This is a genomic window from Nocardioides sp. Z13_37 (assembly GCF_058355585.1).
In genome coordinates, this window is the sequence record NZ_JBZGDV010000001.1 from 169,236 (window position 1) to 193,537 (window position 24,302).

The following is a 24,302-nucleotide window of genomic DNA, read 5'->3' on the forward strand; positions in this document are numbered from 1 at the left end:
GGCCCGACCCCCGCCGCGGTGCTGGTGGATGCTCAGCCGGCCGAGATGGTGTCGACGATGGCCTGCGCCTCGGAGATGACCTTGTCGGTGAGCGGTGCCGAGCCGGCCTCGCTCTGACCGATCTCCTGGCCCTCGTCGCTGAGGATGTAGGTGAGGTAGCCCTTGACGTTGGCCGCGGTGGCCTCGTCGTCGTAGGACTCGCAGGCGACCATGTAGGACGTCAGGACGATCGGGTAGACCCCGGCCTCCTCGGTCGTGTAGTCGAGCTCGTAGGCCATGTTGACCGCCGAGTCCTCGTCGACGCGGGGCGAGACCTCGAAGATCTTGGCGGCCGCGTCGGCGCTCGGGGCGACGAACTCCCCGCCGACACCGATGCGGGCCTGGCCGAGGCCGCCGGCCTGGCTGGCGTCGGCGTAGCCGATCGTGTTGGGGGCGTCGGTGACGACCTGGACGACGCCGGAGGTGCCCTTGCCGCCCTCGCCGCCGGCCTCGTTGGGCCACTGCTCGACCTCGCCGTACGACCACGCGTCGCCGGCCACGGTGGAGAGGTAGTGGGTGAAGTTGCCGGTCGTGCCCGACTCGTCGGAGCGGTGGACGGGGGTGATGTCCTCGCTCGGCAGGTCGGCGTCCGGGTTGTCCGCGACGATCGCCTCGTCGTCCCAGCGGGTGATGTCGCCGGCGAAGATGCCCGCCAGCGTCGCCGGCGAGAGGTTGAGCTCGTCGACGCCCTCGAGGTGGTAGACGACCGCGATCGGGGAGACGTAGTTGGGGATCGTGATGGGCTCCGAGCCGCAGATCTCGGTCGCGGCGCTGAGCTCGCCCTCCTCGTCGTCGAGGTAGGAGTCGGTGCCCGCGGTCGGGAAGCCGCCGGAGATGAAGTTCTCCCGGCCGCCGCCGGAGCCGACGGGGTCGTACGACACGGTCACGCCCGGCGCGACCTCGCTGAAGCCGACCATCCAGGCGTTCTGCGCGGACTCCTGCGAGGAGGCCCCGCCGATGGCGAGGTCGCCGGAGAGGTCCGCGACGTCGCCGTCCCCCGAGCCGCCGGTGGCGGCGGCCGCCTCGTCGGCGGAGTTGCCGCCTCCGCAGGCGGTCAGGGAGAGGGAGAGGGTGAGCACGGCGATGCTCGGGGCGAGCAGCGTGCGGAAGGAAGTGCGATTCACTTCGGTCGCTCCTGAGGGAGGTCTGAGGGGTGCTGACGACCCAGAAGGTAGGCAGCGCAGGAGAACGACCACCTCGCCGTCGGTGAACGCGCGGTGAACTCGGCCGGACCGGTTGGCGTCAGGGCTGCACGAGCTGTGACGCCACCACCCGGCCCTTGCGGTGGTGGGCCACCAGCATCGCGCCGGGCTCGAGCCTGACGTCGCGCACCTCAAGGGCGTCGAGCACGGTCGGGAGCACCGGCCGGTGCGTGCAGAGCACGGCGCCCCCGCCGTCGAGGTCGTCGTCGAGGAGCGCGTCGACGAGGTCCACGACGGCCTCGGTCGTGGCGTCCTCCTCGCTCAGCTCGTCGTGGAGCCCGACGGAGCAGCCGGCCACGTCGGCGTACGGCGTCACCGTCTGCACGCAGCGGGTGCTGGAGGAGGTGTGGACGGCCGTCACCCCGAACGCGGCCAGCAGCGGCACGAGCCGCTGCGCCTGGGACTCGCCGAGCTGGACGAGCGGGCGGAGCCGGTCGTCCCGCGTCCACCCGCCGCGCGCGCGGGCCTTGCCGTGGCGCAGCACGACCAGGGCGCGGGTGCGGCGCCGCTGCGGTCCCGCCTCGTCGAGGGTGTCGCGGTCGTAGGGGTGGGTCAGCCGGTCGCGGGCGGCCTGCCGGTCCACCCACTCCACGGCGTCGATCTCGTCGTTGGCGCGGTAGCCGGCGACGTCGTCGCTCCCCACCGCGCGGGCGGTCCAGTAGTCGACCGACTTCCACCGGCCGTTGGACATCCGGTAGCGCTGCCGGGTCAGCGGGGGCCCGAGGCACACATCGAGGCCGGTCTCCTCGGCCACCTCGCGCACGGCGGCGGTGACGGCGTGCTCGCCAGGGTCGAGCTTGCCCTTGGGAAAGGACCAGTCGTCGTACTTCGGACGGTGCACCAGCAGGACCTCACCACCCTTGCGGGTCACCACGGCTCCGGCAGCGCGCACGTCGCGGGGCTCCATGCCCCTAGTCTCACACCGCCGAGGACGTCAGTCCTGCGGCTTGCGGGGGGTGACCCCGAGGAGGCGGTCGATCTCCTCCTGCGACAGGTGGTCGTCGGACTCGCTGGCAGCGATGATCAGCGTGGTCGTGAGCTCGACCTCGCCGAGGAGGTCACCGTCCTCGAGGGTCACGTCGAACTGGTCGTGCATCCGCCACCCTCCTGACTCCCTGACGGCACTTCGGGCTGGTTCGAGCCTAAGCGTTCGGGACAAGTGTGGCGGACTCCCGGACGCCGCACATGACCCGAATGTGTCAAGTCTGCCTGCAAATCGACTCTGACCCCACCCCGCTAAGGGGGAGGGGCCAGAGTCGGATCAGATCTGGAACAGGTCCAGCGTCAGCCGATCAGAGCGGACGGACGTTCTCCGCCTGGGGGCCCTTGGGGCCCTGGGTGACGTCGAACTCGACCTTCTGGTTCTCGTCCAGCGACTTGTAGCCGTTGGTCTGGATGGCCGAGTAGTGCACGAAGACGTCGTCGCCGCCGTCCTCCTGCGCGATGAAGCCGAAACCCTTCTCGGCGTTGAACCACTTCACGGTGCCTTGAGCCATGTGCTCGGTACTCCTGTTATCGGAACGAGAAGCCGTCACTTCGACGGCCCCGCAGCAAGTGCGGTGACACGTCGCTCCGACTTACAAGCTGGAAGGGCCCGAAGAGGAAACGCCGTTGGATCACAAACTCCGCGGGCGTCAACCTGCTGGAACTTGCACCTGTTGCACGGCAGACACTACCAAGAAATCCCGCGACGTCACCGCCCAAAAGGACCTGTTCACGAACGTGCCGTCAACGGGCCTGCCGACCGGCCTCCCGCCGGGCCCTGACACCATCGCGACGTGACCACCGACGCGGTCCTCGCGGACCTCACCGACCTCCCGCGCGTGGCCGTCTGCGGCATCAGCCTCGAGGCGTCCACCTTCTCCCCCGCTCTCACCACGGCCGCGATGCTCGCTCCCCGGCGGGGCCGCGAGGTGCTCGACGCCTGGCCGTTCTGGCGGGCCGGCGGCACGCTCGCCGACCGGGCGGAGTGGCTCGGCATCCTGCAGGCCCGCAGCATCGCGGGTGGCGCGATCCCGGCCGATGACTACGCCGGGCTCAAGGCCGAGATCCTCGCCGGGCTCGTCGCTGCGGTGGCCGAGGCCCCCCTCGACGGCGTCGTCCTCGACATCCACGGCGCCGCGAGCGGGGTCGGCCTCGACGACATGGAGGGCGACCTCGCCGTGGCGGTGCGGGCCGTGGTCGGCCCCGACTGCCTCATCAGCAGCGGGATGGACCTGCACGGCAACGTCTCGCGCACCCTCGCCGAGACCGTCGACCTGCTGACGACCTACCGCACCGCACCCCACGTCGACTGGCAGGAGACCAAGGAGCGGGCGGCGCGCAACCTCCTCGACCGCCTCGCGCTGCCGCCGGGACGCCGTCGCCCGGCGAAGGCGTGGGTGCCCGTGCCCATCCTGCTGCCGGGCGAGATGACCAGCACCCGCCAGGAGCCGGCGACCAGCCTCTACGCGCGCGTTCCCGAGATCGAGGCGCTCGACGGGATCCTCGACGCCGGCATCTGGATCGGCTATCCGTGGGCCGACGAGCCGCGTAACGGCGCGGTCGTCATGGTGGTGGGCGACGACGCCGACCTGGCGATGGCCCAGGCGCGCGCTCTCGCGAGCGAGCTGTGGGCCCGGCGCGAGGAGTTCGGCTTCGTCGCCCCCACCGGCACGCTGGCCGAGGTGCTGGCGGCCGCGATCGCGTCCCCCGAGGCGCCCTACGTCATCTCCGACTCGGGCGACAACCCGACCGCGGGTGGCGCGGGCGACGTCACCTGGACGCTCGCCCGGCTGCTCGAGAGCGAGGAGCTGCTCGCGAGCGGCAAGCGCGCCATCTACGCCTCCATCCCCGACGCAGCCGGTGCGCTGGCGGCAGCGGAGGCGGGCGTCGGGGCCGACGTACGCCTCACGCTGGGCGCGCGGGTCGACGCGCGACCCGAGCCGCCCGTGGAGGTGTCGGGACGGGTGGTCGCGGTCGTGCCGTCCGACGACAACCTCGAGGCCGTCGTGCGCACCCCGGCGGTCGACGTCGTCGTGACCCGCCGGCGCCGGCCCTACCACCTCGAGTCCGACTTCACCCGGCTCGGCCTCGACCCCCGCGGCGCCGACATCGTGGTGGTCAAGATCGGCTACCTCGAGCCGGAGCTGTTCGACCTGGCCGCCGACTGGATGCTCGCGCTCACCCCGGGCGGGGTCGACCAGGACCTCGTGCGGCTCGGCCACCGGCGGGTCCGGCGCCCGATGTTCCCCCTCGACGACGTCTCGGACGTCGACCCCCTCGCGGGGGCCGAGCTGTTCCCCGGCGACACCGGGTCAGCGGCCTAGGGCCGCCAGCACCGCCGCCACCACCTCGCCGCTCGTCGTGCTGCGACGACCGTCGTCGTAGCCGGCGCTCACCCCGGCCGGGGCCACCGGTCCGGGCGCGCGCAGGTGCACCTCGCGGGCGCCGGTCTCGGCGACGACGCGGGCCACGTTGTCCGGGCGCACGCCACCGCCGACGGCGACACGGACCTCGTCGCCGCCCCGCGTGACCAGCTCGGCGAGCTCCGGCAGGTGGCCGAGCGCGGGACCGGGGCCGCCCGCCGTGAGCACCCGGGTGATGCCAAGGTCGGCGAGCAACGCCAGCGCGGACAGCCGGTCCGGCACCGAGTCGAAGGCCTTGTGGAAGGTGACCGGCGCGTCCCCGCACGCAGCGACGAGGCGGCGTACGGCATCGACGGCGACGGTGCCGTCGGGCTCCAGCGTGCCGAGGACGAACCCGAGGCGCGCCGACTCCCCGAGCGCGGCGCGGATGGCCTCGATGTCGGCCACCATCACGTCGACCTCCGCCGCGGAGTGGACGAAGTCGCCGGGCCGCGCGCGCACCAGCACCCGCACGTCCAGCCCGGCGGCGGCCGCGGCGCAGTGCCGGACGAAGCCCAGCGTCGGCGTCGTGCCGCCGTCGGCGAGCCCGGCGCACACCTCCACGGCGTCCGCACCCGCCGCGGCCGCGATCCCGGCGCCGCCGACGTCCTCCAGGCAGATCTCGACGAGGGTGTCCACGGGGTCACGGTAGGCGGCTCCGGACGTCCGTCCCAGTCGGACCGCAGCGATCCGAGCAATGATGGTCGTCCGGGGTGTGCCCGGGCGAGAAGGGGGAGCCGTGTTCCACATAGGTGTCCTCGCCCCGCGCCTGCAGAGCGCCGCCGAGCTGCTGCGCCGGGTCGACGAGGCCAGCGCCTCGCACCCCGGCGGCCACCAGCAGCCGGAGCTCAGCCTCGTCTGGCAGCCGCTGGCGGGCAGCGCCGACGTGTGGCAGCGCAACGACCCCGACACCGTGCGCACCCAGCTCGCGCTCGGCGCCACCCGGCTGCGGGAGGCGGGCGCCCACTTCTTCGTCTGCCCCGACGACACGGCGTACGTCCCGCTCGACGAGCCGGGCGCCGACCTCGCCCTGCCGGGACTGCACGCGGCCTCGGTGGTCGCCGCCGAGGCGCAGCGAGACGGGTTCGCCAGGGTCGGTGTGCTCGGCACCCGCTGGACGCTGGAGTGGCGCCGCTACGCCGACGAGCTCGAGCCGATGGGCATCGCCGCCGTGCCGCTCGCGTTGCCGGACCAGACGACCCTGCACTCCATCGTCTTCGACGAGCTCGTGCACGGGAGGGCCTCGCTGCGCTCGCGCGACGTCGTGCTCGAGCTCATCGACGGCCTCCAGCGGCAGCGCTGCCAGGCGGTGGTCCTGGGCTGCGCGGAGCTGGGGGCGCTGGTCACGCCCTCCGTCTCCCCGCTGCCGCTGCTCGACACGACCCGGCTGCTGGCCGACGCCGCCACCGCCGTGGCGACCGGCGCCGCGCCGCTGCCGCAGTGGCGCGGCGGCCCGTGCCCGCCGGCGCCGAGGAGCTCCGTCCGCGACATCCCGGCGCCACGCGCTGACGTGCGCTGACATGCGCGATGGGGGCTCCCGGAGACCGGGAACCCCCATCCGTGTGCGTGGTGGTCACTGCATGACGTACAGGTCCTTGTAGTTCGGCGCACCGATCGAGCCATCGCCCGTCGGGTTGCCGACCTTGGTGCCGAACACGAACAGGTCGTTGCGGTAGGCGGTCGGGATGATCGGGAAGTAGTCCGTCATGATCTTCTCGTCCAGGTCCCCCCAGGCAGCAGCCTGCTCGTCGAGCGGCAGGGTGTTGATGCGGTCCATCTCGTCGTCCACCGACTCCACGGAGAAGTAGGCGGTGTTGTAGACCGCACCGGTGCGGGCGAGCGAGGGCACGACCGTCGACCCGGACGGCCAGTCCGAGCACCAGTTGACGCCACGGAAGTTGAGCTGCTTGTTGACCTTGTTGTCGGGGTCGAGCCAGATGTTGTAGGGCGACTCCTGCACCGGGATCGCCTTGACCGAGAAGCCGGCGGCCTCGAAGCCCTTGGTGATCTGGTCCTGCGCCGCCTTCGCCAGCGGGTCGACCTCGTAGTAGACCATCGTGATCGGGTACGGGGTCTCGACACCGGCCTCCTCCAGGAGGGCCTTGGACTTCTCCGGGTCGTAGGTGATCTGCTCACCGTCGACCTGGAAGTCCTTCTTGCCGGCCATGCCGGGCGGCATGAGGGAGTTGGCGGGGATACGGGTGACACCGGGGACCTCGCCGCTCGCGATCCAGACGTCCTCGTAGGGGTAGGCGTAGGCCAGGGCCTTGCGCACCTCGATCTCGGGGATCTTGTTGTAGTCCGGGGTCAGCGCGGAGACGCACTGCGAGCTCTGCTGGACCAGGCGGTCACCGAGCTGGCTGTTGGCGTCGTTGTACTTGTCCGAGCCCAGTGCCGTGGACACGGCCGTCTGGCTGTCGGCGTTGTCGGAGAGCATGATCTCGTCGACCTTGGCCTGGTCCTGGTTGAACTTGAACACGAACTCGTCGGCATACTGGTGACGACCCGGGTCGGAGTCAGCGGACCACTGGTCGTTCTTGACCAGGACGAGCTCCTCGTTGGGCTTGAAGCTCTCGACCTTGTAGGGGCCGTTGGACAGCGGCTTGGTGCCGTAGTTCGGCGGCTCGGAGGCGTTGCCCAGCGGGGCCGGGCCCATCGCCATGAACGCGCCCCAGTAGTCCATGTCCGGGAAGGGCGTGGACATCGAGATGGTGATGTCCTGGCCGTCGACCGCGATGCCGTCCCACTTCTCGCACGTGGGGTCCTTGGCGGTGTACGGGCCTGCATAGTCCTCGGCCCCCGCGAAGTAGGTCTTGGAGTACTCCGTGCCCGGACCCGACGGGAACGCCTCGGAGTCGAGCGAGCGGCAGATGCCGAACGCGACCTCCTCGGCCGTGACGGGCTTGCCGTCCTCCCACGTCGCGTCGTCACGGATGGTGAAGGTCCACTCCGTGTAGTCGTCGTTGGGGGTGCCCAGGTCGGTGGCGAGGTCGGGGACCAGCACCGGCTGGCCGTTCTCGTCACGGATGTACTGGGTCAGCGAGCGGCTCGTGAGCGCCTGCTCGATGGAGTTGCCGGTCACCGACCACCCGCCCGTGGGGTCGAGCGAGTCCGGTCCTGGGTCGCCCGGCAGGTAGACCGTGATGGTCCCGCCGGCCACGGCCCCCTCGACGTCGGGAGCCGGTCCCTGGCGCTCGGCGTCCTTCGTCCCTCCTTCCTGCCCTCCGAAGTCCCTCTCGGACCCCGACTCGGAGTCGTCGTCCGACGACCCGCCACCGCAGGCGGCGAGCGTCAGTAGGGCAGCACCGGCAACGAGCGCGAGCGGCTTGTTCCGCTTCATCCTGTCCAGCCTTTCGTCCTCGAGTTGGCCGGGAAGTGTCCTCGGCCCTCTCGTGGACGCTAGGCGGGGAAGGTCCGCTCACGGCGGCCGCGATCGTCACGAAACGGTGACCGTTGGGCCGGGTCGGTAACGGAGCGGTCACGGCGCCCCGCACCGCCTACCGCGCCCGGCGCGCGGCCGACGCGGACCGCGACCGCGCCCCCTGACGACTCATCGGAGCTGGCTCGACCCCGAAAAGCCGTGGTGCGGCTGCGCGTGTGCCCCCTAGGCTCCGGGCATGTTCCCAGGCACCGCCTCCATGAGGCTGCGGACTCGTCGCTGACGGCGGCGGAGTCCTTCATTCGTTTCTCTGCTCGCCGTCCCTGGCAATCGCCGGGCGGCCTCGTCGTGCTGCCCGGCTCAGTGACGAGTCGAGGAGAGCAGCATGTCCAACAACCACCAGCAGACTGTCGGAGCACACCACCTCTCAGCAGGTTCCGCGGCCCATCTCCGCGTGCAGGACATCTCGGTCACCCTCGGTGACCGTCAGGTCCTGTCCGGTGTGGAGGCAGTGGTCTCGACCGGGTCACGGCTGGCCATCGTGGGTGAGAACGGGCGGGGCAAGACCACCCTGCTCCACGTGATGGCCGGCCTGACCACACCTGACCGCGGCACGGTCAGTCGCGTCGGAACGCTGGGCCTTGCGGAGCAGCACATGCCGTTCCGGCGCGGGGAGACCGTCGGCTCGCTCATCCGGGATGCCATCGGCGACTCCCTCCGTGCGCTGGATCGCCTCGACGTCGCCACGACGGCGCTCGCCGAGGACCGGCCGGGTGCGGAGGACGACTACGTGACGGCCCTGGACACGGCCACGCGCCTCGATGCCTGGGACGCCGACCGGCGGGTCGACCTGGCCCTGGCGGGCCTCGACGCCTGCACGGAGCGGGAGCGTGCGTTGGCGACGCTGTCGGTCGGGCAGCGCTACCGGGTGCGTCTGGCGTGCGTCATCGGGGCCCGACCCGACCTGCTGCTGCTGGACGAGCCCACCAACCACCTCGATGCCGACGGCCTTCGCTTCCTCACCGAGCAGCTGCGCGGCCATCCGGGCGGGATCGCGGTGGTCACCCACGACCGGGTGCTGCTGCGTGAGGTCGCCACCACGTTCCTGGACCTGGACCCCACCGCCGACGGCCGCCCCCGGCAGTACGCCGGTGGCTACGACGCCTGGAAGGACGGACGTCGGCGCGACCGGGCGCGCTGGGAGCAGGAGCATGCCGACCAGCAGGCCGAACGCGCCCAGCTCGCCCAGGCCGCCGAGGACGCCCGGGGGCGCCTGCAGTCGGGCTGGCGACCGGACAAGGGGCACGGCAGGCATCAGCGCGCTACCCGCGCGGCCGGGGTCGTCCAGTCGTTCAACCGACGCCAGGAGGCTCTCGAGCAACACCGCATCACCGTCCCCGAGCCCCCGTTGGCGCTGCGATGGCCGACGTCCCACACCCGACCCGGGACGCCGATCCTCACCGCCGACCGCATCACGGTGTCGGCGCGACTGACCACGGCCGTCGACGTCCGCATCGACGGAGGCGACCGGCTGGTCGTGACGGGCGAGAACGGCGCCGGCAAGTCCACGTTGCTCCACGTGCTCGCGGGAGGGATGGCGCCGAGCGGTGGACACCTCCACCGGCACCCGACCGCACGGGTGGTGTTGCTCTCCCAGGAGGTGCCCGACTGGCCGGACGACCTCACCGCCCACGAGGTCCACCGCCGCCACGTCGAGGCGCTGATGGCCCGAGGCGGGCTCGGACCCTCGGAACCGCCCCCGTCGCTGACCGGCACGGGACTGCTCGAGTCCCGCGCCCTCCACCTCCCGGTGGGAAGGATGTCCCAGGGGCAGCAGCGCCGGCTGCACCTCGCACTCTGCCTGGCCGAGCGACCGGACCTCCTGCTCCTCGACGAGCCCACCAACCACCTGTCCGCCGCGCTCGTCGACGACCTGACCGGTGCACTGCAGGAGACCGCGTCCGCGGTCGTGGTCGCCACCCACGACCGCCGGCTGCTCCAGGACCTGGCCTCGTGGCCGCAGCTGCGGCTGTGACGACCCGGCGGCGGTCTCGGACGGCCCGCGAACCACCCGGATGCCGTGCGGCGTTTCCCATCGGCCGCGCTGGGCTGCCCCTCACACGTCGGGGTGCTGCTCGGTCGGAGATGCACATCCCGACAGCGGAGGAGGTTGTCATGATCGAGGTGATCACGACCTGCACGCGGTGCAACACGGAGGTCTCCGTCGACATGGCGTCGGCGGTCCTGCGCATGGACGTCACTCCGCGTGCCGAGGCCGAGCTCCTGTACTCGTGTCCGTCGTGCGAGCTGCCCGCCGCGCGGCGGATCACCGGAGAGCTCGTCACGCAGCTGCTGTTCGTGGGGATCGAGCCGCTGCGCCTGAGCGAGCCCGCGTTGCCGGCCGACGACATCGCCCCGCCCGCGCCGCCCCTCACTCCCGAGGATCTGCTCGACTGGCACCTCGATCTCGCGCCGATCTGGACGGTCATCCCCTGGGAGCGATGACCCCTAGCCCCGCAGCCCGCCCGCCGAGAAGCCAGACCTCCACGTGGGGTGGCTCGGCCTCCAACCCGCGGCCCTCGCCTTGGCGTTCGACGCGCCGCGTCCGCTCGGGAGGCTGTCGGTGCGCACCATCGGCGGGGGTGCGCAGATCGCCTTCGCGTAGGTGGGCAGCCAGTCGGTTGCCGGCGCAGGCTCGTCATCGACGATGTTGTAGGCACCCTCGGGCCAGTCGAGCGCCAGGACTGCGGCGGAGACGGCGTCGTCGAGATGCACGAACGAGTTGACGGTGCGGGTCATCGGGAGGACGCCGTACCTCACCGCATCCGCGACCCGGCCTCCCTCGGCGTACCAGGTGCCCGGGCCGTACCACCAGCCGTAGCGCAGGACCGTCGACGCAGCCAGCCGTCCCACGAGGCTCTCCATCGCCGCCACGGCCGACCCTTCCTCGATCGGGTCGTCCTCGCGGGCTGGCCCGTCGCCGTCCTCGTAGGCCCACGCGATGCTCTGCACCACCATCCGACCGACACCGGCCTGCTCGGCAGCGGACACGAGGTTCCTCGTGCCGACTCTCCTGATGCGCGCCGTGGCCTCGGTGTCGAAGTGTCGTAGGTCGGACAACTGGTGCATGACCAGGTCAGGCGCGGCACCGCACACCAGGTCGGTGAGGCGCTCCTCGTCGTAGACGTCGACCACCACCCCCGTCCCGCCCGCGCGGTTGATCCGGTCGACGTTCTCGCTCCGTCGAGTCGTGGCCGTGACCTCGTGTCCCTCGGCGATCAGTGCGGGGACGAGGCGTCTACCGATGACTCCGGTGCCGCCAGCGAGGAAGATGCGCATGGGTCTCCGTTCTCGGCGCCATCGCCCACGACGGCGGCCGCGGTGTGTGTGCGGTGCTCACCCCTATGACCTGTCAGGCAGTGGGACTGTGAGGGGCCACCTCACACATGAGCGCCGCACCCGGTCGAGATCACAGGAGGTGGACCGGTGGACGACACGACAGACGACGCGGGCCCCGAGATGGCACGAGTGGACGCGACTGAGCCGGGCGAGGACGTGCTGACCGAGAGGCGGCACCTCATCTCGCTGGGGTTCCGGATGCTCGGGACGATGGCCGAAGCCGAGGACGCGGTCCAGGAGACCTACATCCGCTGGTACCGGCTGAGCCAGGAGGAGCGGGACGCCATCGAGGTGCCCGCCGCCTGGCTGACCCGCGTCGCCAGCCGCATCTGCCTCAACGTCCTCAGCTCCGCACGGTGGAGGCGCGAGACCTACGTCGGGCCGTGGCTGCCGGAGCCGATACCGGCCCACGCGGCGGGCGCGCTGTCGGTGCCGGCCGTCAACCCGCTCGAGCAGGTCACGCTGGACGACACCGTCAGCACGGCGCTGCTCATCGTCCTCGAGTCCATGACCCCAGCAGAACGTGTGTCGTTCGTGCTGCACGACATCTTCGCGATGCCGTTCAACGAGATCGCCGACATCGTGGGCCGGACGCCTGCCGCCTGCCGACAGCTCGCCACCTCGGCCCGCCGGCGGGTGCAGGCCGGGCGCGAACGCCAGGTGTCCCGCGCGGAGCACGACCAGGTGGTGACGGCCTTCTCCGCAGCCGCTCGCAACGGGGACCTCGCCGGACTGATCGCCGTGCTGGACCCGGAGGTCACCTGCAGGTCCGACGGAGGCGGTGTCGTGATCGCCGCGCGCAAGCCCGTGACGGGAGCACACCGGGTCGCGAGCTTCCTCATGAACGTGCTCGGGAAGAAGCACCCGGACGCGAGCCTCCGAGAGCAGGACACACCCGATGGCCTCGGCCTGGCGCTGTGGGACGAGGGACGGGTCATCGCGGTGATCACCCTCGAGGTCGTGGACGGCCTCATCTCGGAGATCCGCAACGTCAGGAACCCGCACAAGCTGACGCTCTGGAACTGAGCCGACGTCAAGACCTCCGGGGGGAGCCCCGGAGGTCTTGGCGTGTCGTACGGACTCGGTGCCTACGCCGCGCTGTCCTCCCTCGCGTGCACGTGCTCGATGGCCCGGCCGGAGGACTGAGGCGGTGCGGACCGGAGGGGCGCGTGGAGCTCGACGTAGCCACCGTCCGGCGCCCGCACGATCACCCCGGTCTCGAAGCCGGCCACCTCCGCCGCACAGTCCCGGTCCTGGAGGCCGATGCACACCGCGCGTGCCACGACGAAGGCCAGGACCGGGCCCGCGACGATCGCCACCCTGAGGAAGTGGATGAGGTTCTCGAAGGAGAGGTGGAACTGGCTGGCGATGACGTCGACGCCTCCCGCGACGAGCAGCACGCCGTAGAAGACCGCGCCGGCCGCGCCAGCGCCGGTCCGTGCCGGGTGTTCGCGGGCGCGTTCCAGGACGTGGTGCTCCTCGCCACGCGGGGAGAGCCTGCTCTCGAGGAACGGCACGACGGCGACGAGCACCATGAAGGCGCTGACGACGGCGATGGGGACGAGCAGCGCGAGCGGCCACGTCCGGCCCCAGCGCACGAGCTCCCACCCCGGTGGCACCAGCCGCAGCGCGCCGTCGAGGAATGCGAGGTACCAGTCGGGCTGGCTGCCGTTGGAGGCGGTCGCGGGGTTCGCAGGCCCGTAACGCCAGATGGGGCTGATCGCCAGGGTTCCGCCCATGAGCACGAGCACCGCGACCGAGATGAGGAACAAGCCGCCGGAGCGCGCGATCGCCGTGCGGACGCTGGATCCACGCCCGTCACCGCTGGTGCCTCGTCGAGGCGCGTCGCGCATCGGCCCGCGAACCAGCGCCAGTCGCAACCGCAGCGCCACGACGGCGACCAGGAGCACGGGGACGACGAGCACATGCAGCGGGTGGAGGACCTCCAGGATGCGCCCGGGGAACTCACCCCCGAAGAGGAGGAACGTGAGCGGAGCGCCGATGACCGGGATGCCCACGAGCATGCCGTGCATGATCCGCAGGCCAGTGCCGGACAGGGTGTCGTCCGGCATCGCGTAGCCGCTCCACCCCGCTACGAGCGCGAGCACGAAGGTCCCGAAGAGCAGCAGCCACATCCCTCGGCGCGGCTTGCGGAACGCGCCGGAGAAGAACGTGCTGAGCAGCTGCAACATCAGGGAGGCAGGAAGCACGAGTGCAGCCCAGTGGTGCGCCTGCCGGGCGAGCAACCCGCCGCGCACCTCGAGGCTGAGGTGCAGCGTCGAGGCGTAGGCCGGCGACACCTCGACGCCGGTCAGTGGCTCGTGGCTGCCGTCGTAGGTGACGTGGGGGCCCGACGGGTCGTAGAAGAGCGTCAGGAACGCGCCCGTCACCAGCAGGACCACCATCGCGGCCATGGACATCACCCCGAAGGTGTGCGACCAGCGGTTGGTGACGGCGTTCTGACGCACCTGGGTCGCCCAACGTTCAAGCAGCATCGCGGACATCTCGATCCGAGCTCGCGGGACGCTGCGCCCGGGCGCCGCTGACGAACTCGTGTCGAGGCCGCTGCACCGAGGCCAGGGACACGATGTCGCGCCCCAGGAACAGTGCGGCGAGCCAGACCGACGCGACACGCACCTTGCGCTCCCACGTGGGGATGGCCAGGACGTGGTAGCCGCGATGGATCAGCCATCCGAGAAGCCCCGTGACGACCACCGGCCCGGCCTCGAACACCCCCGTCCCGAGACCCAGCGTCGCGACGGTCCCGAGGCTGCGGTGCCGGTAGGGCCGGGGCGCCGCGCCCCGCAGCGACATGGCAACGTTGCGCGCGAGGTGCTTGCCCTGGCGAACGGCGTGCTGCGCGTTGGGGACCGTGTAGGCGTACGGCGGCGCGGGCGTACGTGCCAGGTCCGGCACGGCGGCGTTGTCTCCTGCCGCCCATGCCTGGGCCGCGTCGCACGCTCGGCCCGCCGCCCATGCGTCGATCACGGGGTGCTCGTCCGTACCGACCCGAAGGTCGGGGCGCACGATGATCAGGCCGCGCTGGTTGACGGGCAGGTCGGTGTTCGTGGAGACCATCGGGTTGGCGCTGATCCCGGCGGTCCACACGATCAGGTCAGACTCGAAGCGCTCGCCCGAGGACAGGACCACCTCCCCTCCTTGAGCCGTGGTGACGGTCGTGCTCAGGTGCACGCGGGCGCCGCGACGCTCGAGCGAGCGCACCACCCACGCCCCGGTCTTCGATGAGACCTCGGGCAGGATGCGGTTGCTTGCCTCGACCAGGTGGAACCGAAGCTCGCTCGGCGCGATCTCCGGGTACCTCTTGAGGGCTGCTCGCGAGAGGCTCACCATCTCGCCGAAGCCTTCGACGCCGGCGAAGCCACCCCCGATGAACGTCACGGTCAACGCCCTCCGGCGTCCCGGACCGTCGGGCAGGTTCGCGGCTCGGTCGAGGGCGGTGAGGAACGCGTCGCGGATCGCGACTGCCTCTTCGACGTGCTTGAAGCCGAACGCGGCCTCGGCGATGCCTGGCACCGGAAGCGTCCGGGTGACGGCCCCGGCCGTGACCACGATGATGTCGTAGGAGAGCTCCACCTCACGTCCGTCGTTCATCAGAGCGTGCACGGACTTGCGGCCATGGTCGATGGACGTCGCGCGCCCGCTCAGCACGGTGGTTCGTCGCAGGTGTCTGCGCAGCGACACTGCCGCGTGCCGCGCCTCGATCGAGCCTGCAGCCACCTCCGGCAGGAAGGGCTGGTAGGTCATGTACGGACGCGGATCGAGGATCGTGACCGATGCCTCGGACCTCTTGAGGCGCTTCTCGAGGTGCCAGGCGGCATAGAAGCCGGCATAGCCGCCACCGACGACGAGGATGCGTGGAGTACCGGACATGTGCTCCTCCTGAGCTGTCTGATGTCGGATCCCGTTCGGGGTCTCGCACACCTGACACGTCTGCGCGGCCGGATGTGATGTGTTGGTCCGGGCCGGGCGCAGATTCCGGGGCAGGCCAGATGGGGGCGGCGCGCCGCCCAGTGCCCCGGCTGTCTCTGAGAGGATCCAACGCAGGAGCATGGGTTGTCCGGAGGAATGGTCGGACCGATGTCCCCATGTCCCGGGCCTCTAGCTCAATGGGTAGAGCAGCGGACTTTTAATCCGTTGGTTGTCGGTTCGAGTCCGACGGGGCCTACCAGGAATCGTTGACGTGGGATGACGCCAGCCGTCATCGGGCCGAAACCTCGCGCCCCTACCGTCGCGGCGTGTCGCCAGTCGAGGATCGCACGCCGTCACTCCGGTTCCGCGACCGCTCCGTGTTCGAGGGCGTCGCGCGCCGCGAGGTGGGCACGGTCGACCTGGTCGCCCACTCGGTGGCCGTCCTGGTCCCGTCGTTGACCGCTCTCGGCTCGGGCCTCGCCTTCCCGGTGATCGTGGGTCCGGGATTCTGGCTGAGCACCGTGATGGGCTTCGCGGTGGTGGCGCTGCTCGTGTCGACCTTCGGGCAGTTCTCCAGCCGGTTCCGCTCCGCGGGCACGCTCTACACCTTCGTGGCCAAGGGGCTCGGGCCCGTCCCGGCGCTCGGGGTGGCCGGCTGCATGGTCGTCGGCTACGGCGCCATGATCGGGTTCGGGCTCGCCGATGCCGCCGGCCGCGCCGATGCCGCCCTCGTCGCGCTGGGGAGCGGCCCGGTGGACGGCCAGTGGCGAGTGGGTGCACTCCTCGTCGCCGGCGCCGCGGTGTGCCTCTACGCGACCGGTCGCGGGATCCACTGGGCTTCCCGCGCCGCCCTGGTCGCCGAGGTGGTCAGCCTGGTGGTGCTCGGCACGGTGCTGGTCGTCTGGACGAACCGCTACGGCCTGCCGTCGGCGTCGGCCTTCTCCCTGGAGGGCGCCTCGATCTCACGGATCCTCCTCGGCGCCGCGATGATCGTCGTCCTGACGTTGGCCTTCGAGTGCTCGGCCTCGCTCGGGCTGGAGACCCGGCGACCCTTCCACGACGTGCCGCAGGCGCTCCGGGTCAGCCTCACGCTGGCGGCGGTCCTGTTCGCGCTGGCCAACGTCGTGGCGACGGCACGACCGGCCGACGCCCCCTCGGTCTGGACCTGGCGCTGGCTGGCCCCGGGCGCCGAGCGGTCCGCCGAGGACGCGCTGGTGCTGGTCGTGCTCGCCTGGTCGCTCGTGGCACTGGCCCTGTGCGTGTGGTCCGCCCTCGCCCGGCTGCTGTTCTCGATGGCCCGCGAGGGCGTCCTGCCCGCCGTGGTCGGCCGGCTCGACCGACGCGGCAGCCCGATGGTGGCCACGCTCCTGGTCGTCCCGGTCGCGGTCGGACCGCCCCTCGTCGCGACGGCTGCCGGCATCGGCCTCGAGGGGTTCTCCTGGGACCTGAAGCTCTCCGCGAGCGTGGTGATCTGCGTGGCGTACGCCTGCGCTGCGGCGTCGCTGCCCGTCTTCCTGCGCTCGATCGACGAGGCCACGCCGGGGCCGGTCGTGGCGGCGGTCATGGCCGCGGCCGCGGCGGCAGCCGTGGCGGCGAACGAGCTCGTGACCGAGCTGCGGAGCGGCCGCGTGATGGCACTGTCGCTGCTCGGCGCGGCCGCGCTGATGGGGCTCGCCCTCTGGTGGCGCGCGAGACGGCGCACCGGCCCGGACGAGCGCTACATCGGGATGCACGACGACGCCCTCTCCTCGTCGGTGCTCCTGAGCGCCCTGCGACCACGCGAGCGCCATGTCGACTGAGTCCCACGAGTTCCTCGCCCGGCAGCCGGCGGCGGTCGACAGTGCCTTCGCGGTCCTGGAGGCGGTGGCCCGACTCGGGCCCGGCGTCACCGCACGCGAGCTGACCGAGGCTCTGCCGATGTCGCGCGCCAGCGTCTACCGGATCATCAAGCACCTGGTCGCCAACGAGTACCTCGTCCGCACTCCCGACCTGCGCGGCTTCGTCATCGGGGAGCGGGTCAGGGCGCTGTCGGCAGCCGCCGGCACGGCCCCGGCCCCGGCACGCCCGACCACCGACGAGGGGCGACCCGCCTCCCGAGCGACGGCACCGCGCGAGCCACAGGCCCCGATCGGGCTGTCTCATTTGGACCCACGAGGTCTTCACCTCGGCGGAACGGCCACGTGACCCGCCCTCGGTCTACTCGTCGCGTCGGGCCCGCCAGGGTCCGCCATCCCCCACGAGAATCCGAGGAACACATGAGAAACCCGGAGAACGGTTCACGGCAGCGACGTGCGCGCCGTTTCGTCCCGCCGGCACTTGTGGCCGGAGTGGCCCTGTCCACGCTGGTGGCCGTGCCCGCAGAAGCACTCAACACCGTCACCGTCGCGCGTGGGGACACCTGGCAGGTCCACGACGCCGCCATCCCCGGCATCGACACCGGCAGCGTGACGCGCACCAACGGCCTGGCCCTGCAGGGCTACGGCGGCCTCCGGGTGGAGGTCGACGGCGGCACGAGCCGGCTCAACGGCATCCTGCTGCGCGGCTTCGGGATGACCTACGACGGTCGCGACACGTTCTCGACGACCCAGGGCGTCAAGGTCGACGGCGTCGTCGTCCAGCGCGAGCTCAAGGTCGACAAGGACGACAACTACGGCCGCTTCCTCGACACCTTCACCAACACCCTGCACGCCCCCGTCACCATCGACGTCGCCTTCGGCGGCCAGCTCGGCTACAACACCGGCGCCAACCAGACGGCCATCGCCGGCACCTCCTCCGGCGACGCGACGATCTCGCCGGACGACAGCTGGGCGTCGTGGTACTCCCCGTCGGCGGGCGCGGGATCGGCCAGCACCAACGGCCCGTCGGCGACCGTCGCCGGCGAGCCCGGCACCGCGGGCGCCCCGACCCGCATGGGCAACTTCCTGCGCGACCCGTTCACCAACGACCTGGCCGCCTCGGGCGACGAGGCCAACCACCCGGCGTTCATGACCACGCTCACCATCCAGCCGGGCCGGACCGCCTCGCTCCTGCGCTACGTCGTCGCCGGCCGCTCCGAGGTCCGGGCCCTGGCCGGCAACCCCGTCCCGGCAGCCGGGAGCGAGGTCGACTTCGTCGAGGACACCGCCGCCGAGCTGGCCGCCGGTCCCGACCTCAGCGACCTCCGCACGTCCGAGATCTGCTCGGTCGTCAACTTCACGCCGACCACGCTCGGCACGGACCCCGCCACCTGCGCGGCCGCCGCGACGGAGCCGATCCAGAACGACGTCATCGGCGCTGTGCAGGCCGAGACCGTCGCGACGACGTCCACCTACGACCCGATCGGCAGGTCGTTCACCGAGCAGCTCGCCGACCTCGACGCGGGACGCACCAACTCCCAGCAGATCGTGCGGGCCTACCTGGACCGGATCGCGGCCTACGACCGCGGCCCGTTCGGGCTGAAGTCCGTCCTGGCCGTGGCCCCCGACGCGATGCAGCAGGCCCGCGCCGCCGACGCGGCACGCAAGGCCGGCGACACCCGTCCGCTCCTGGGTGTGCCGATCCTGGTCAAGGACATCATCGACACCGCGGACATGCCGACCACGGGAGGCTCCCTGCTCTTCGACGGCTGGACCCCGTCCGAGGACTCGTTCCAGGTCAAGCGGCTGCGCGACGCCGGCGCCATCATCCTCGGCAAGGCCAACCTCTCGAAGTTCGCCCGCAGCGGCCACTTCAGCCAGAGCGACTTCGGCCAGGTGTGGAACGCGTTCGACCCGTCGAAGAGCACCATCGGCTCGAGTGGCGGTTCGGGTGCGGCGATCGCGGCCAGCTTCGGCGCCGCCGCGATGGGCACCCAGACCGGTGACTCCCTCTGGGGCCCCTCCTGGGCCGGCAGCCTCTACTCGCTGCGCGGCACCGACGGCATCCAGTCCAGCGCCGGAACCATGCCGCTGACGATCATCCAGGACTACGTCGGCTTCATGACGCAGTCGGTCGAGGACCTCGCGGCGCTCCTCGAGGTCGCCGCCGTCGACAACCCCGACGACGTCCTCGACGACGTGGCCAACGGCAAGCGGCCCGAGAGCTGGACCGAGCACTTCTCCCCCGACGCCCTGAAGGGCAAGGTCATCGGCATCCCGGCGGAGGCATTCGACGACCCGTTCGGCACCACCGTGACCAGCGACGCGCTCCGCGAGCAGTTCGCGACGTTCGAGGCGGCGGGTGCGACCCTCAAGGACATCCCGGCGGCACCCGCGGCCCCCACCCGCGGCGACTTCGGCAACACCGGCCGCGAGGGTTGGGTCCAGTGGTTCGAGGCGCACCCCGACGCCCCGGTCGACATCCAGGAGGTGTCTCCCGGCACCGCCGACATGACCGACCAGCAGCAGCGGGACTTCGAGGCCTGGCGCGCGTCCTACCGCGACGTGCTGGAGGCCTGGATGGACGACAACGGGGTCGACGCTGTGCTCTACCCGGAGGGCCTCAGCGACATCCACCTCAACGACTCCACCGGCAACAGCTTCGGTCGCCGCGACCCGCAGTCGTCGGCCGCCGGCGTGCCCACCGCGATCTTCCCGGCGGGGATGAACGCGCACGGCACGCCCATCGGCTTCCAGCTGCAGGGCAAGGCGTTCCAGGACGCGGAGCTCCTCGGGTTCGTCTACGCGTTCAAGACGGTGCGTGAGGGCCGGGTCCTGCCGAGCGTGCTGCCGGCGCTGGAGTACGACGCCGACGCGATCCCGACCCCGGTCGAGCCGCTGGAGCCCGCCACCCCGGTGACGCCGCCCGCACCGGTCACGCCGCCGTCCACGACGACGCCGACCCCGCCCGTCCAGACCCCCGAGGCAGTGCGGCGTCCGACCGTGCTGTCGAAGACGGCCACGGCCCGGGTGGCGAAGAACGGCTCGGTCCGGGTGGTCGTCAGCCTGGGCTGCGCCAGCGCCGGCGAGGCCTGCACCAGCACCGTCCAGGTGAAGACCAAGGGCTCGCGCCTCGACAGCAGGACGGTGCGGGTCCGGGCGGGCGCCCAGAAGCAGGTCGCCCTCACGCTGACCGGGAAGGCGAAGCGCCGGCTGGTGCGCGGCAAGGCCGTGGTCCTGGCCGTGACGTTCGACGGCACCGGCGGGACGCAGTCGGTGACGCGCCCCACCAAGGTCAGGGTCCGCCTCTGACCTGACCCGACCTGGGCGGCGCCGCACCTCCGGGTGTGGCGCCGCTCAGTCGTCGGCGACGTCGAGGAGCACCTTGCCCACCACACCGTCCTCGACCGCGGCGTGGGCGTCGGCCGTCCGCTCGAGCGGGTAGTGGTGCAGCGGCAGCCCGTGCGCGTCGCCGACTCCCAGCGCCCCGTCGGCGAGGGCGGCGGTGATGTCCTCCGCAGCGGCGCGCAGGGCATCGGGCCCGACGGTGTAGAGCAGCACCCACTGGAAGCGGGCGTTGGTGGAGAACGTCTCGCGGACGCTGAGGGTCAGCTCGTCGCCGCCGTTGTTGGCGTAGATCGCGATCGTCCCCCGCGGCCTGATCATCCGGAGGTCGTGGCGCAGGTTCGGCGCGGGCGCCACCTCGACGACGAGGTCCACGCCGGCGGGCACCAGGGCACGCACGGAGTCGACGAGGTCGTCCTCGCGGTAGTTGACGACGTGGTGCGCGCCGGCAGCCGTCGCGAGCGCTGCCTTCTCGTCGCTGCTGACGGTGGCGACCACGGTGGCGCCGGCCCAGCGCGCGAGCTGGATCGCCGCGTTGCCGACGGCCCCGGCGCCGCCGGCGACGAGCACGGTCATCCCCGCGAGCGCTCCGGGCGCGAGCCGGTCGGGGCCGTCCTCCGAGGTCGTCAGCGCGCGGTGGGCGGTGACCGCGGGGACGCCGAGCGACGCGCCGAGGTCGTACGACGCGGCCTCGGGCAGCGGCACCACGTGGGCCAGCGGCAGGACGACCTGCTCCTGCGCCGTGCCGCCCGGCCGGGTGTGCTGGGCCAGCACCGTCCACACCCGATCCCCCACCGCGAGGTCGGAGACGTCGGACCCGACGGCGTCGACCACCCCGGAGCCGTCCTGGCCGGGCACGATCTCGGGGAACGCGAGCTCGCCCATCCCGCCGGCGCGGAACTTCCAGTCCGTCGGGTTGACCCCGGCGCGCACGATCCTGACCCGGACCTCGCCCGGGCCGGGCTCCGCGGCCGCCCGGTCGACCAGCTCGAGCACCGACGTGTCACCGCTCTCGGTGTAGACCACAGCGCGCATCCCGTCATCCTCGCCCGGTGGCGCCTGCGCCCACAACCGCCTCCCGGGTGCACCCGGCCTTGACCACCCCGGGACAATGGGTGGGTCCGCCCGCCTGAGCACGACCGGAGTCACATGTCCGCGCCTTCGCCCGCCGCCCTCGATGCACAGACAGGCAGCCGGCGACGGTGGATGACACGGCCCTACACCTTCCTGGTGGCCAACGCGATCCTGATCGGCGTGGTCACGTTCGCCACGAGCATGCTGCTCGACCGGCCCGTCGCCGACCCGGAGGGAAGCTTCCTCGGCCCTTCGTGGGTGCGCCTGCCGGTCCTCTGCGCGGCGGCGATCGTGCTCGACCTGCTCCCCCAGGCACTGTGGCGCGGGCGCCTCGACCCGGCCCGCACCGTCGCCGCCATCCGCGACCGCATGCGTACGCACTGGACCCGCGCCCGCCTGCAGCTCGTCATCGTCGGCATCTCGGGCTTCTACGTGGTCTACGTCGCCTACCGCAACCTCAAGTCGCTGCTGCCGCTGGTGCGCGAGGTCAAGTTCGACAGCGAGCTGCGGGCCCTCGACCGCTTCGTGCTCTTCGGCCACGACCCGTCGACCCTGCTCCACGACATCCTCGGCACCGGCATCTCCGCGCACGTGCTGTCTGCGGTCTACCTCGCCTACATCCCGCTCGTGGCGATCCTCGTCACGGTCTGGCTGGTCTGGTCGCGCAACATCGGCCACGGCTGGTGGTTCGTCACCGCGCAGGGCATCGCGTGGACGCTGGGCGCCGCGTCCTACTACCTCCTGCCCACCCTCGGCCCGGGAATCATGTACCCGTGGCTGACGAGTGACATCACCCCCAACGGCACCTCCGACCTCATGGAGTCGCTGGTCTACACGCGGCAGGGCTTCCTGTGGGACGAGGGCGACTACCAGGGCGTCGCGGGGTTCGCCAGCCTGCACACGGCGATCGCGCTGCTGTGGGCGCTGATGGCGCAGTACACGGTGCGCAGCACGATCGTGCGGCGGATCTTCTGGGTCAACTTCGTCCTGACCGTCATCGCCACGCTCTACTTCGGCTGGCACTACATCGCCGACGACGTCGCCGGCGCCGCGATCGCGATCATCGCGTTCCTCGTCGCCGCGCGGGTGACCGGCCACCGGCTGGGCAGGGCGAAGGACGAGCTGCAGCACGACGCGCAGCCCGAGGCGAATCCCGACGCGGGGGGCTCGCCGAGCGCCTGAGCGCGTACGGCCTCAGGCGCCGCCGACGCGATCGGCCGGCACGCCGCGCGCGCCCGAGTCGGTGAGCTCGGCCTCGCGGACGGCGGACGCCTCGAGCTCCTGACGTCGCGTCTCCTGCATCATCGCGCGCGTCGCGTCGTAGATGCCCGGGTCCGAGACCAGGTCGGCCGCACCGCCACGCAGCCGCGCGAGCGCCGCCCGGGCGAAGATCTGCTGCTCGGTGGTGGTGCGCTCCGAACGGCGGTTGCTCGCGAAGGTGATCGCCCAGCGCATCAGCGCGGAGACCTGGTTCTTGAAGCCGGTGAGGTAGACGAGGTGGACGCCCAGCCACATCAGCCACGCCAGCACGCCGGTGAGCCGCAGCTTGCCGACCATGGCCACGGCACGGAACCGGCTGATGATGGCCATCGAGCCCTTGTCGAAGTACTTGAACGGCGGCTGCGGCGCCTTGCCCTCGACCCGGTTGGCGATCTCCTTGGCGGCGTACTTGGCGCCCTGGATCGCGACCTGCGCGACGCCCGGGAGGTTGTCGAGGGCGATCATGTCGCCGACGACGAACACCTCGGGGTGGCCGGGCAGGGTGAGGTCGGGGTTGACCGAGATCCGCCCGGCGCGGTCCAGCGGGGCACCGGTCTGCTCCGACAGCGTCTTGCCCAGCGGGTTGGCCTGCACGCCGGCTGCCCAGATCTTGGCGACGGAGCTGATCCGCTCGACCCGGCCGTCCTTGAACTTCACGTCGAGACCGCGCTCGTCCACGTCGGTCACCATCGCGCCGAGCATCACCTCGACGCCGAGCTTCTCCAGCTCGGTCTTGGTCTTCGCGCCCAGCTTGCTGCCGAAGGGCGGGAGCACCTGGCCGGCGGCGTCGATCAGCACGACGCGGGCGGTGCGGGTGTTGATCGTGCGGAAGTCCTTGCGCAGCGTGCGGTGGGCGAGCTCGGCGATCTGTCCGGCCATCTCCACGCCGGTCGGGCCCGCGCCGACCACGACGAAGGTCAGCAGGTGGTCGACGTCGTCGCCGCGCCTGGCACCCAGCTCGGCCATCTCGAAGGCGCCGAAGATGCGCCCGCGCAGCTCGAGGGCGTCGTCGATGCTCTTCATGCCGGGGGCGAACTCGGCGAAGTGGTCGTTGCCGAAGTAGGACTGGCTGGCGCCGGCGGCCACGAGCAGCGAGTCGTACGGCGTCACCGTGTCGCGGCCCAGGACCCTCGAGGTGACCGTCCTGGCGGTCAGGTCGATGCCGGTCACCTCGCCGAGGATCACGCTCGCGTTGTCCTGGCCGCTGAGCACCTCGCGGGTCGGCGGGGCGATCTCGCCCTCGGAGAGGATGCCGGTGGCGACCTGGTAGAGCAGCGGCTGGAAGAGGTGGTGGGTGGTCTTGGCGATGACGGTGACGTCGACGTCGGCCTTGTGCAGGGCCTTGGTCCCGAACAGCCCGCCGAAGCCGGACCCGATCACCACGACCCTGTGGCGATCCGACTGCGTGGCGGGCGTCGAGGTCATGGGAGCTCCTGAGGTCGTAAGGTGCGGC

The 24,302-nt window shown here is 71.7% G+C and carries 20 protein-coding genes and 1 tRNA gene; 10 read left to right on the forward strand and 11 right to left on the reverse strand.

Annotated elements, in window-relative coordinates:
• Positions 1 to 32: 32 nt before the first annotated feature.
• The 4 genes from pstS to AC4H2S_RS00855 form a co-directional block, all read right to left on the reverse strand.
• Positions 33 to 1,163 (reverse strand): phosphate ABC transporter substrate-binding protein PstS, encoded by a 1,131-nt coding sequence (gene pstS, locus AC4H2S_RS00840; RefSeq protein WP_491495064.1) that lies wholly within the window; start codon positions 1,161 to 1,163, stop codon positions 33 to 35.
• A gap of 118 nt (positions 1,164 to 1,281) precedes the next feature.
• On the reverse strand, positions 1,282 to 2,148 hold the full coding sequence (locus tag AC4H2S_RS00845; RefSeq protein ID WP_491495065.1) for an NUDIX hydrolase: 867 nt from the start codon (positions 2,146 to 2,148) through the stop codon (positions 1,282 to 1,284).
• 27 nt (positions 2,149 to 2,175) lie between these two features.
• Positions 2,176 to 2,337: a hypothetical protein gene (locus AC4H2S_RS00850; protein WP_191193355.1), complete on the reverse strand. Its 162-nt coding sequence runs from the start codon at positions 2,335 to 2,337 to the stop codon at positions 2,176 to 2,178.
• Positions 2,338 to 2,533: 196 nt separating this feature from the next.
• Entirely contained in the window at positions 2,534 to 2,737 is a 204-nt protein-coding gene (locus AC4H2S_RS00855; RefSeq protein WP_045548871.1) for a cold-shock protein, read from the reverse strand.
• 282 nt (positions 2,738 to 3,019) lie between these two features.
• On the opposite strand from AC4H2S_RS00855, the gene AC4H2S_RS00860 reads away from it, so the two are divergent.
• Positions 3,020 to 4,549, forward strand: a complete 1,530-nt coding sequence (locus tag AC4H2S_RS00860; protein ID WP_491495066.1) for a M81 family metallopeptidase — start codon at positions 3,020 to 3,022, stop codon at positions 4,547 to 4,549.
• Here AC4H2S_RS00860 and AC4H2S_RS00865 read toward each other — a convergent pair.
• The gene (locus AC4H2S_RS00865; protein ID WP_491495067.1) at positions 4,538 to 5,266 is read right to left on the reverse strand and encodes a copper homeostasis protein CutC; all 729 of its coding nucleotides are present in this window, start codon (positions 5,264 to 5,266) and stop codon (positions 4,538 to 4,540) included. The genes AC4H2S_RS00860 and AC4H2S_RS00865 overlap by 12 nt on opposite strands.
• Positions 5,267 to 5,366: 100 nt before the next feature.
• Here AC4H2S_RS00865 and AC4H2S_RS00870 point away from each other — a divergent pair, with 100 nt between their 5' ends.
• Entirely contained in the window at positions 5,367 to 6,146 is a 780-nt protein-coding gene (locus AC4H2S_RS00870; protein WP_491495068.1) for an aspartate/glutamate racemase family protein, read from the forward strand.
• A 54-nt stretch (positions 6,147 to 6,200) separates the two neighbouring features.
• On the opposite strand, the gene AC4H2S_RS00875 is transcribed toward AC4H2S_RS00870, so the two are convergent.
• Complete coding sequence (locus AC4H2S_RS00875) at positions 6,201 to 7,967, reverse strand: ABC transporter substrate-binding protein (protein WP_491495069.1); 1,767 nt, start codon at positions 7,965 to 7,967, stop codon at positions 6,201 to 6,203.
• 424 nt (positions 7,968 to 8,391) lie between these two features.
• Between AC4H2S_RS00875 and AC4H2S_RS00880 the strand changes: the two genes are divergently transcribed.
• Together AC4H2S_RS00880 and AC4H2S_RS00885 are read left to right on the forward strand one after the other, a co-directional pair.
• Entirely contained in the window at positions 8,392 to 10,041 is a 1,650-nt protein-coding gene (locus AC4H2S_RS00880) for an ABC-F family ATP-binding cassette domain-containing protein (protein ID WP_491495070.1), read from the forward strand.
• A 140-nt stretch (positions 10,042 to 10,181) separates the two neighbouring features.
• The gene (locus tag AC4H2S_RS00885; RefSeq protein WP_491495071.1) at positions 10,182 to 10,511 is read left to right on the forward strand and encodes a hypothetical protein; all 330 of its coding nucleotides are present in this window, start codon (positions 10,182 to 10,184) and stop codon (positions 10,509 to 10,511) included.
• Positions 10,512 to 10,514: 3 nt separating this feature from the next.
• On the opposite strand, the gene AC4H2S_RS00890 is transcribed toward AC4H2S_RS00885, so the two are convergent.
• Entirely contained in the window at positions 10,515 to 11,345 is an 831-nt protein-coding gene (locus AC4H2S_RS00890) for an NAD-dependent epimerase/dehydratase family protein (protein WP_491495072.1), read from the reverse strand.
• A gap of 147 nt (positions 11,346 to 11,492) precedes the next feature.
• Between AC4H2S_RS00890 and sigJ the strand changes: the two genes are divergently transcribed.
• Positions 11,493 to 12,431, forward strand: coding sequence for an RNA polymerase sigma factor SigJ (sigJ, locus tag AC4H2S_RS00895; protein ID WP_491495073.1), 939 nt, complete (start codon positions 11,493 to 11,495; stop codon positions 12,429 to 12,431).
• 62 nt (positions 12,432 to 12,493) lie between these two features.
• Here sigJ and AC4H2S_RS00900 read toward each other — a convergent pair whose 3' ends face one another.
• Positions 12,494 to 13,900, reverse strand: coding sequence for a cytochrome b (locus AC4H2S_RS00900; RefSeq protein WP_491495074.1), 1,407 nt, complete (start codon positions 13,898 to 13,900; stop codon positions 12,494 to 12,496).
• Positions 13,890 to 15,476: an NAD(P)/FAD-dependent oxidoreductase gene (locus AC4H2S_RS00905; protein WP_491495075.1), complete on the reverse strand. Its 1,587-nt coding sequence runs from the start codon at positions 15,474 to 15,476 to the stop codon at positions 13,890 to 13,892. Before AC4H2S_RS00905 ends, AC4H2S_RS00900 begins: the two co-directional genes overlap by 11 nt.
• A gap of 42 nt (positions 15,477 to 15,518) precedes the next feature.
• On the opposite strand from AC4H2S_RS00905, the gene AC4H2S_RS00910 reads away from it, so the two are divergent.
• The 4 genes from AC4H2S_RS00910 to AC4H2S_RS00925 all read left to right on the forward strand — a co-directional run bounded on the left by AC4H2S_RS00910 (position 15,519) and on the right by AC4H2S_RS00925 (position 20,482).
• A tRNA-Lys gene (locus AC4H2S_RS00910) sits at positions 15,519 to 15,594 on the forward strand.
• A 67-nt stretch (positions 15,595 to 15,661) separates the two neighbouring features.
• A complete protein-coding gene (locus AC4H2S_RS00915; protein ID WP_491495076.1) occupies positions 15,662 to 17,134 on the forward strand; it encodes an APC family permease in 1,473 nt (490 codons plus the stop codon).
• Complete coding sequence (locus AC4H2S_RS00920) at positions 17,124 to 17,519, forward strand: MarR family transcriptional regulator (protein ID WP_491495077.1); 396 nt, start codon at positions 17,124 to 17,126, stop codon at positions 17,517 to 17,519. The genes AC4H2S_RS00915 and AC4H2S_RS00920 overlap by 11 nt, the downstream gene beginning before the upstream one ends.
• Positions 17,520 to 17,686: 167 nt before the next feature.
• The gene (locus AC4H2S_RS00925; protein WP_491495078.1) at positions 17,687 to 20,482 is read left to right on the forward strand and encodes an amidase family protein; all 2,796 of its coding nucleotides are present in this window, start codon (positions 17,687 to 17,689) and stop codon (positions 20,480 to 20,482) included.
• Between the two features lie 45 nt (positions 20,483 to 20,527).
• On the opposite strand, the gene AC4H2S_RS00930 is transcribed toward AC4H2S_RS00925, so the two are convergent.
• Positions 20,528 to 21,550 carry an NADPH:quinone reductase gene (locus tag AC4H2S_RS00930; RefSeq protein WP_491495079.1) on the reverse strand — a complete coding sequence of 341 codons (1,023 nt, stop codon included), beginning with the start codon at positions 21,548 to 21,550 and terminating at the stop codon, positions 20,528 to 20,530.
• 171 nt (positions 21,551 to 21,721) lie between these two features.
• On the opposite strand from AC4H2S_RS00930, the gene AC4H2S_RS00935 reads away from it, so the two are divergent.
• Positions 21,722 to 22,771, forward strand: a complete 1,050-nt coding sequence (locus tag AC4H2S_RS00935) for a phosphatase PAP2 family protein (protein WP_491495080.1) — start codon at positions 21,722 to 21,724, stop codon at positions 22,769 to 22,771.
• Positions 22,772 to 22,783: 12 nt separating this feature from the next.
• On the opposite strand, the gene AC4H2S_RS00940 is transcribed toward AC4H2S_RS00935, so the two are convergent.
• Positions 22,784 to 24,274 (reverse strand): NAD(P)/FAD-dependent oxidoreductase, encoded by a 1,491-nt coding sequence (locus tag AC4H2S_RS00940; RefSeq protein ID WP_491495081.1) that lies wholly within the window; start codon positions 24,272 to 24,274, stop codon positions 22,784 to 22,786.
• Positions 24,275 to 24,302: the final 28 nt, after the last annotated feature.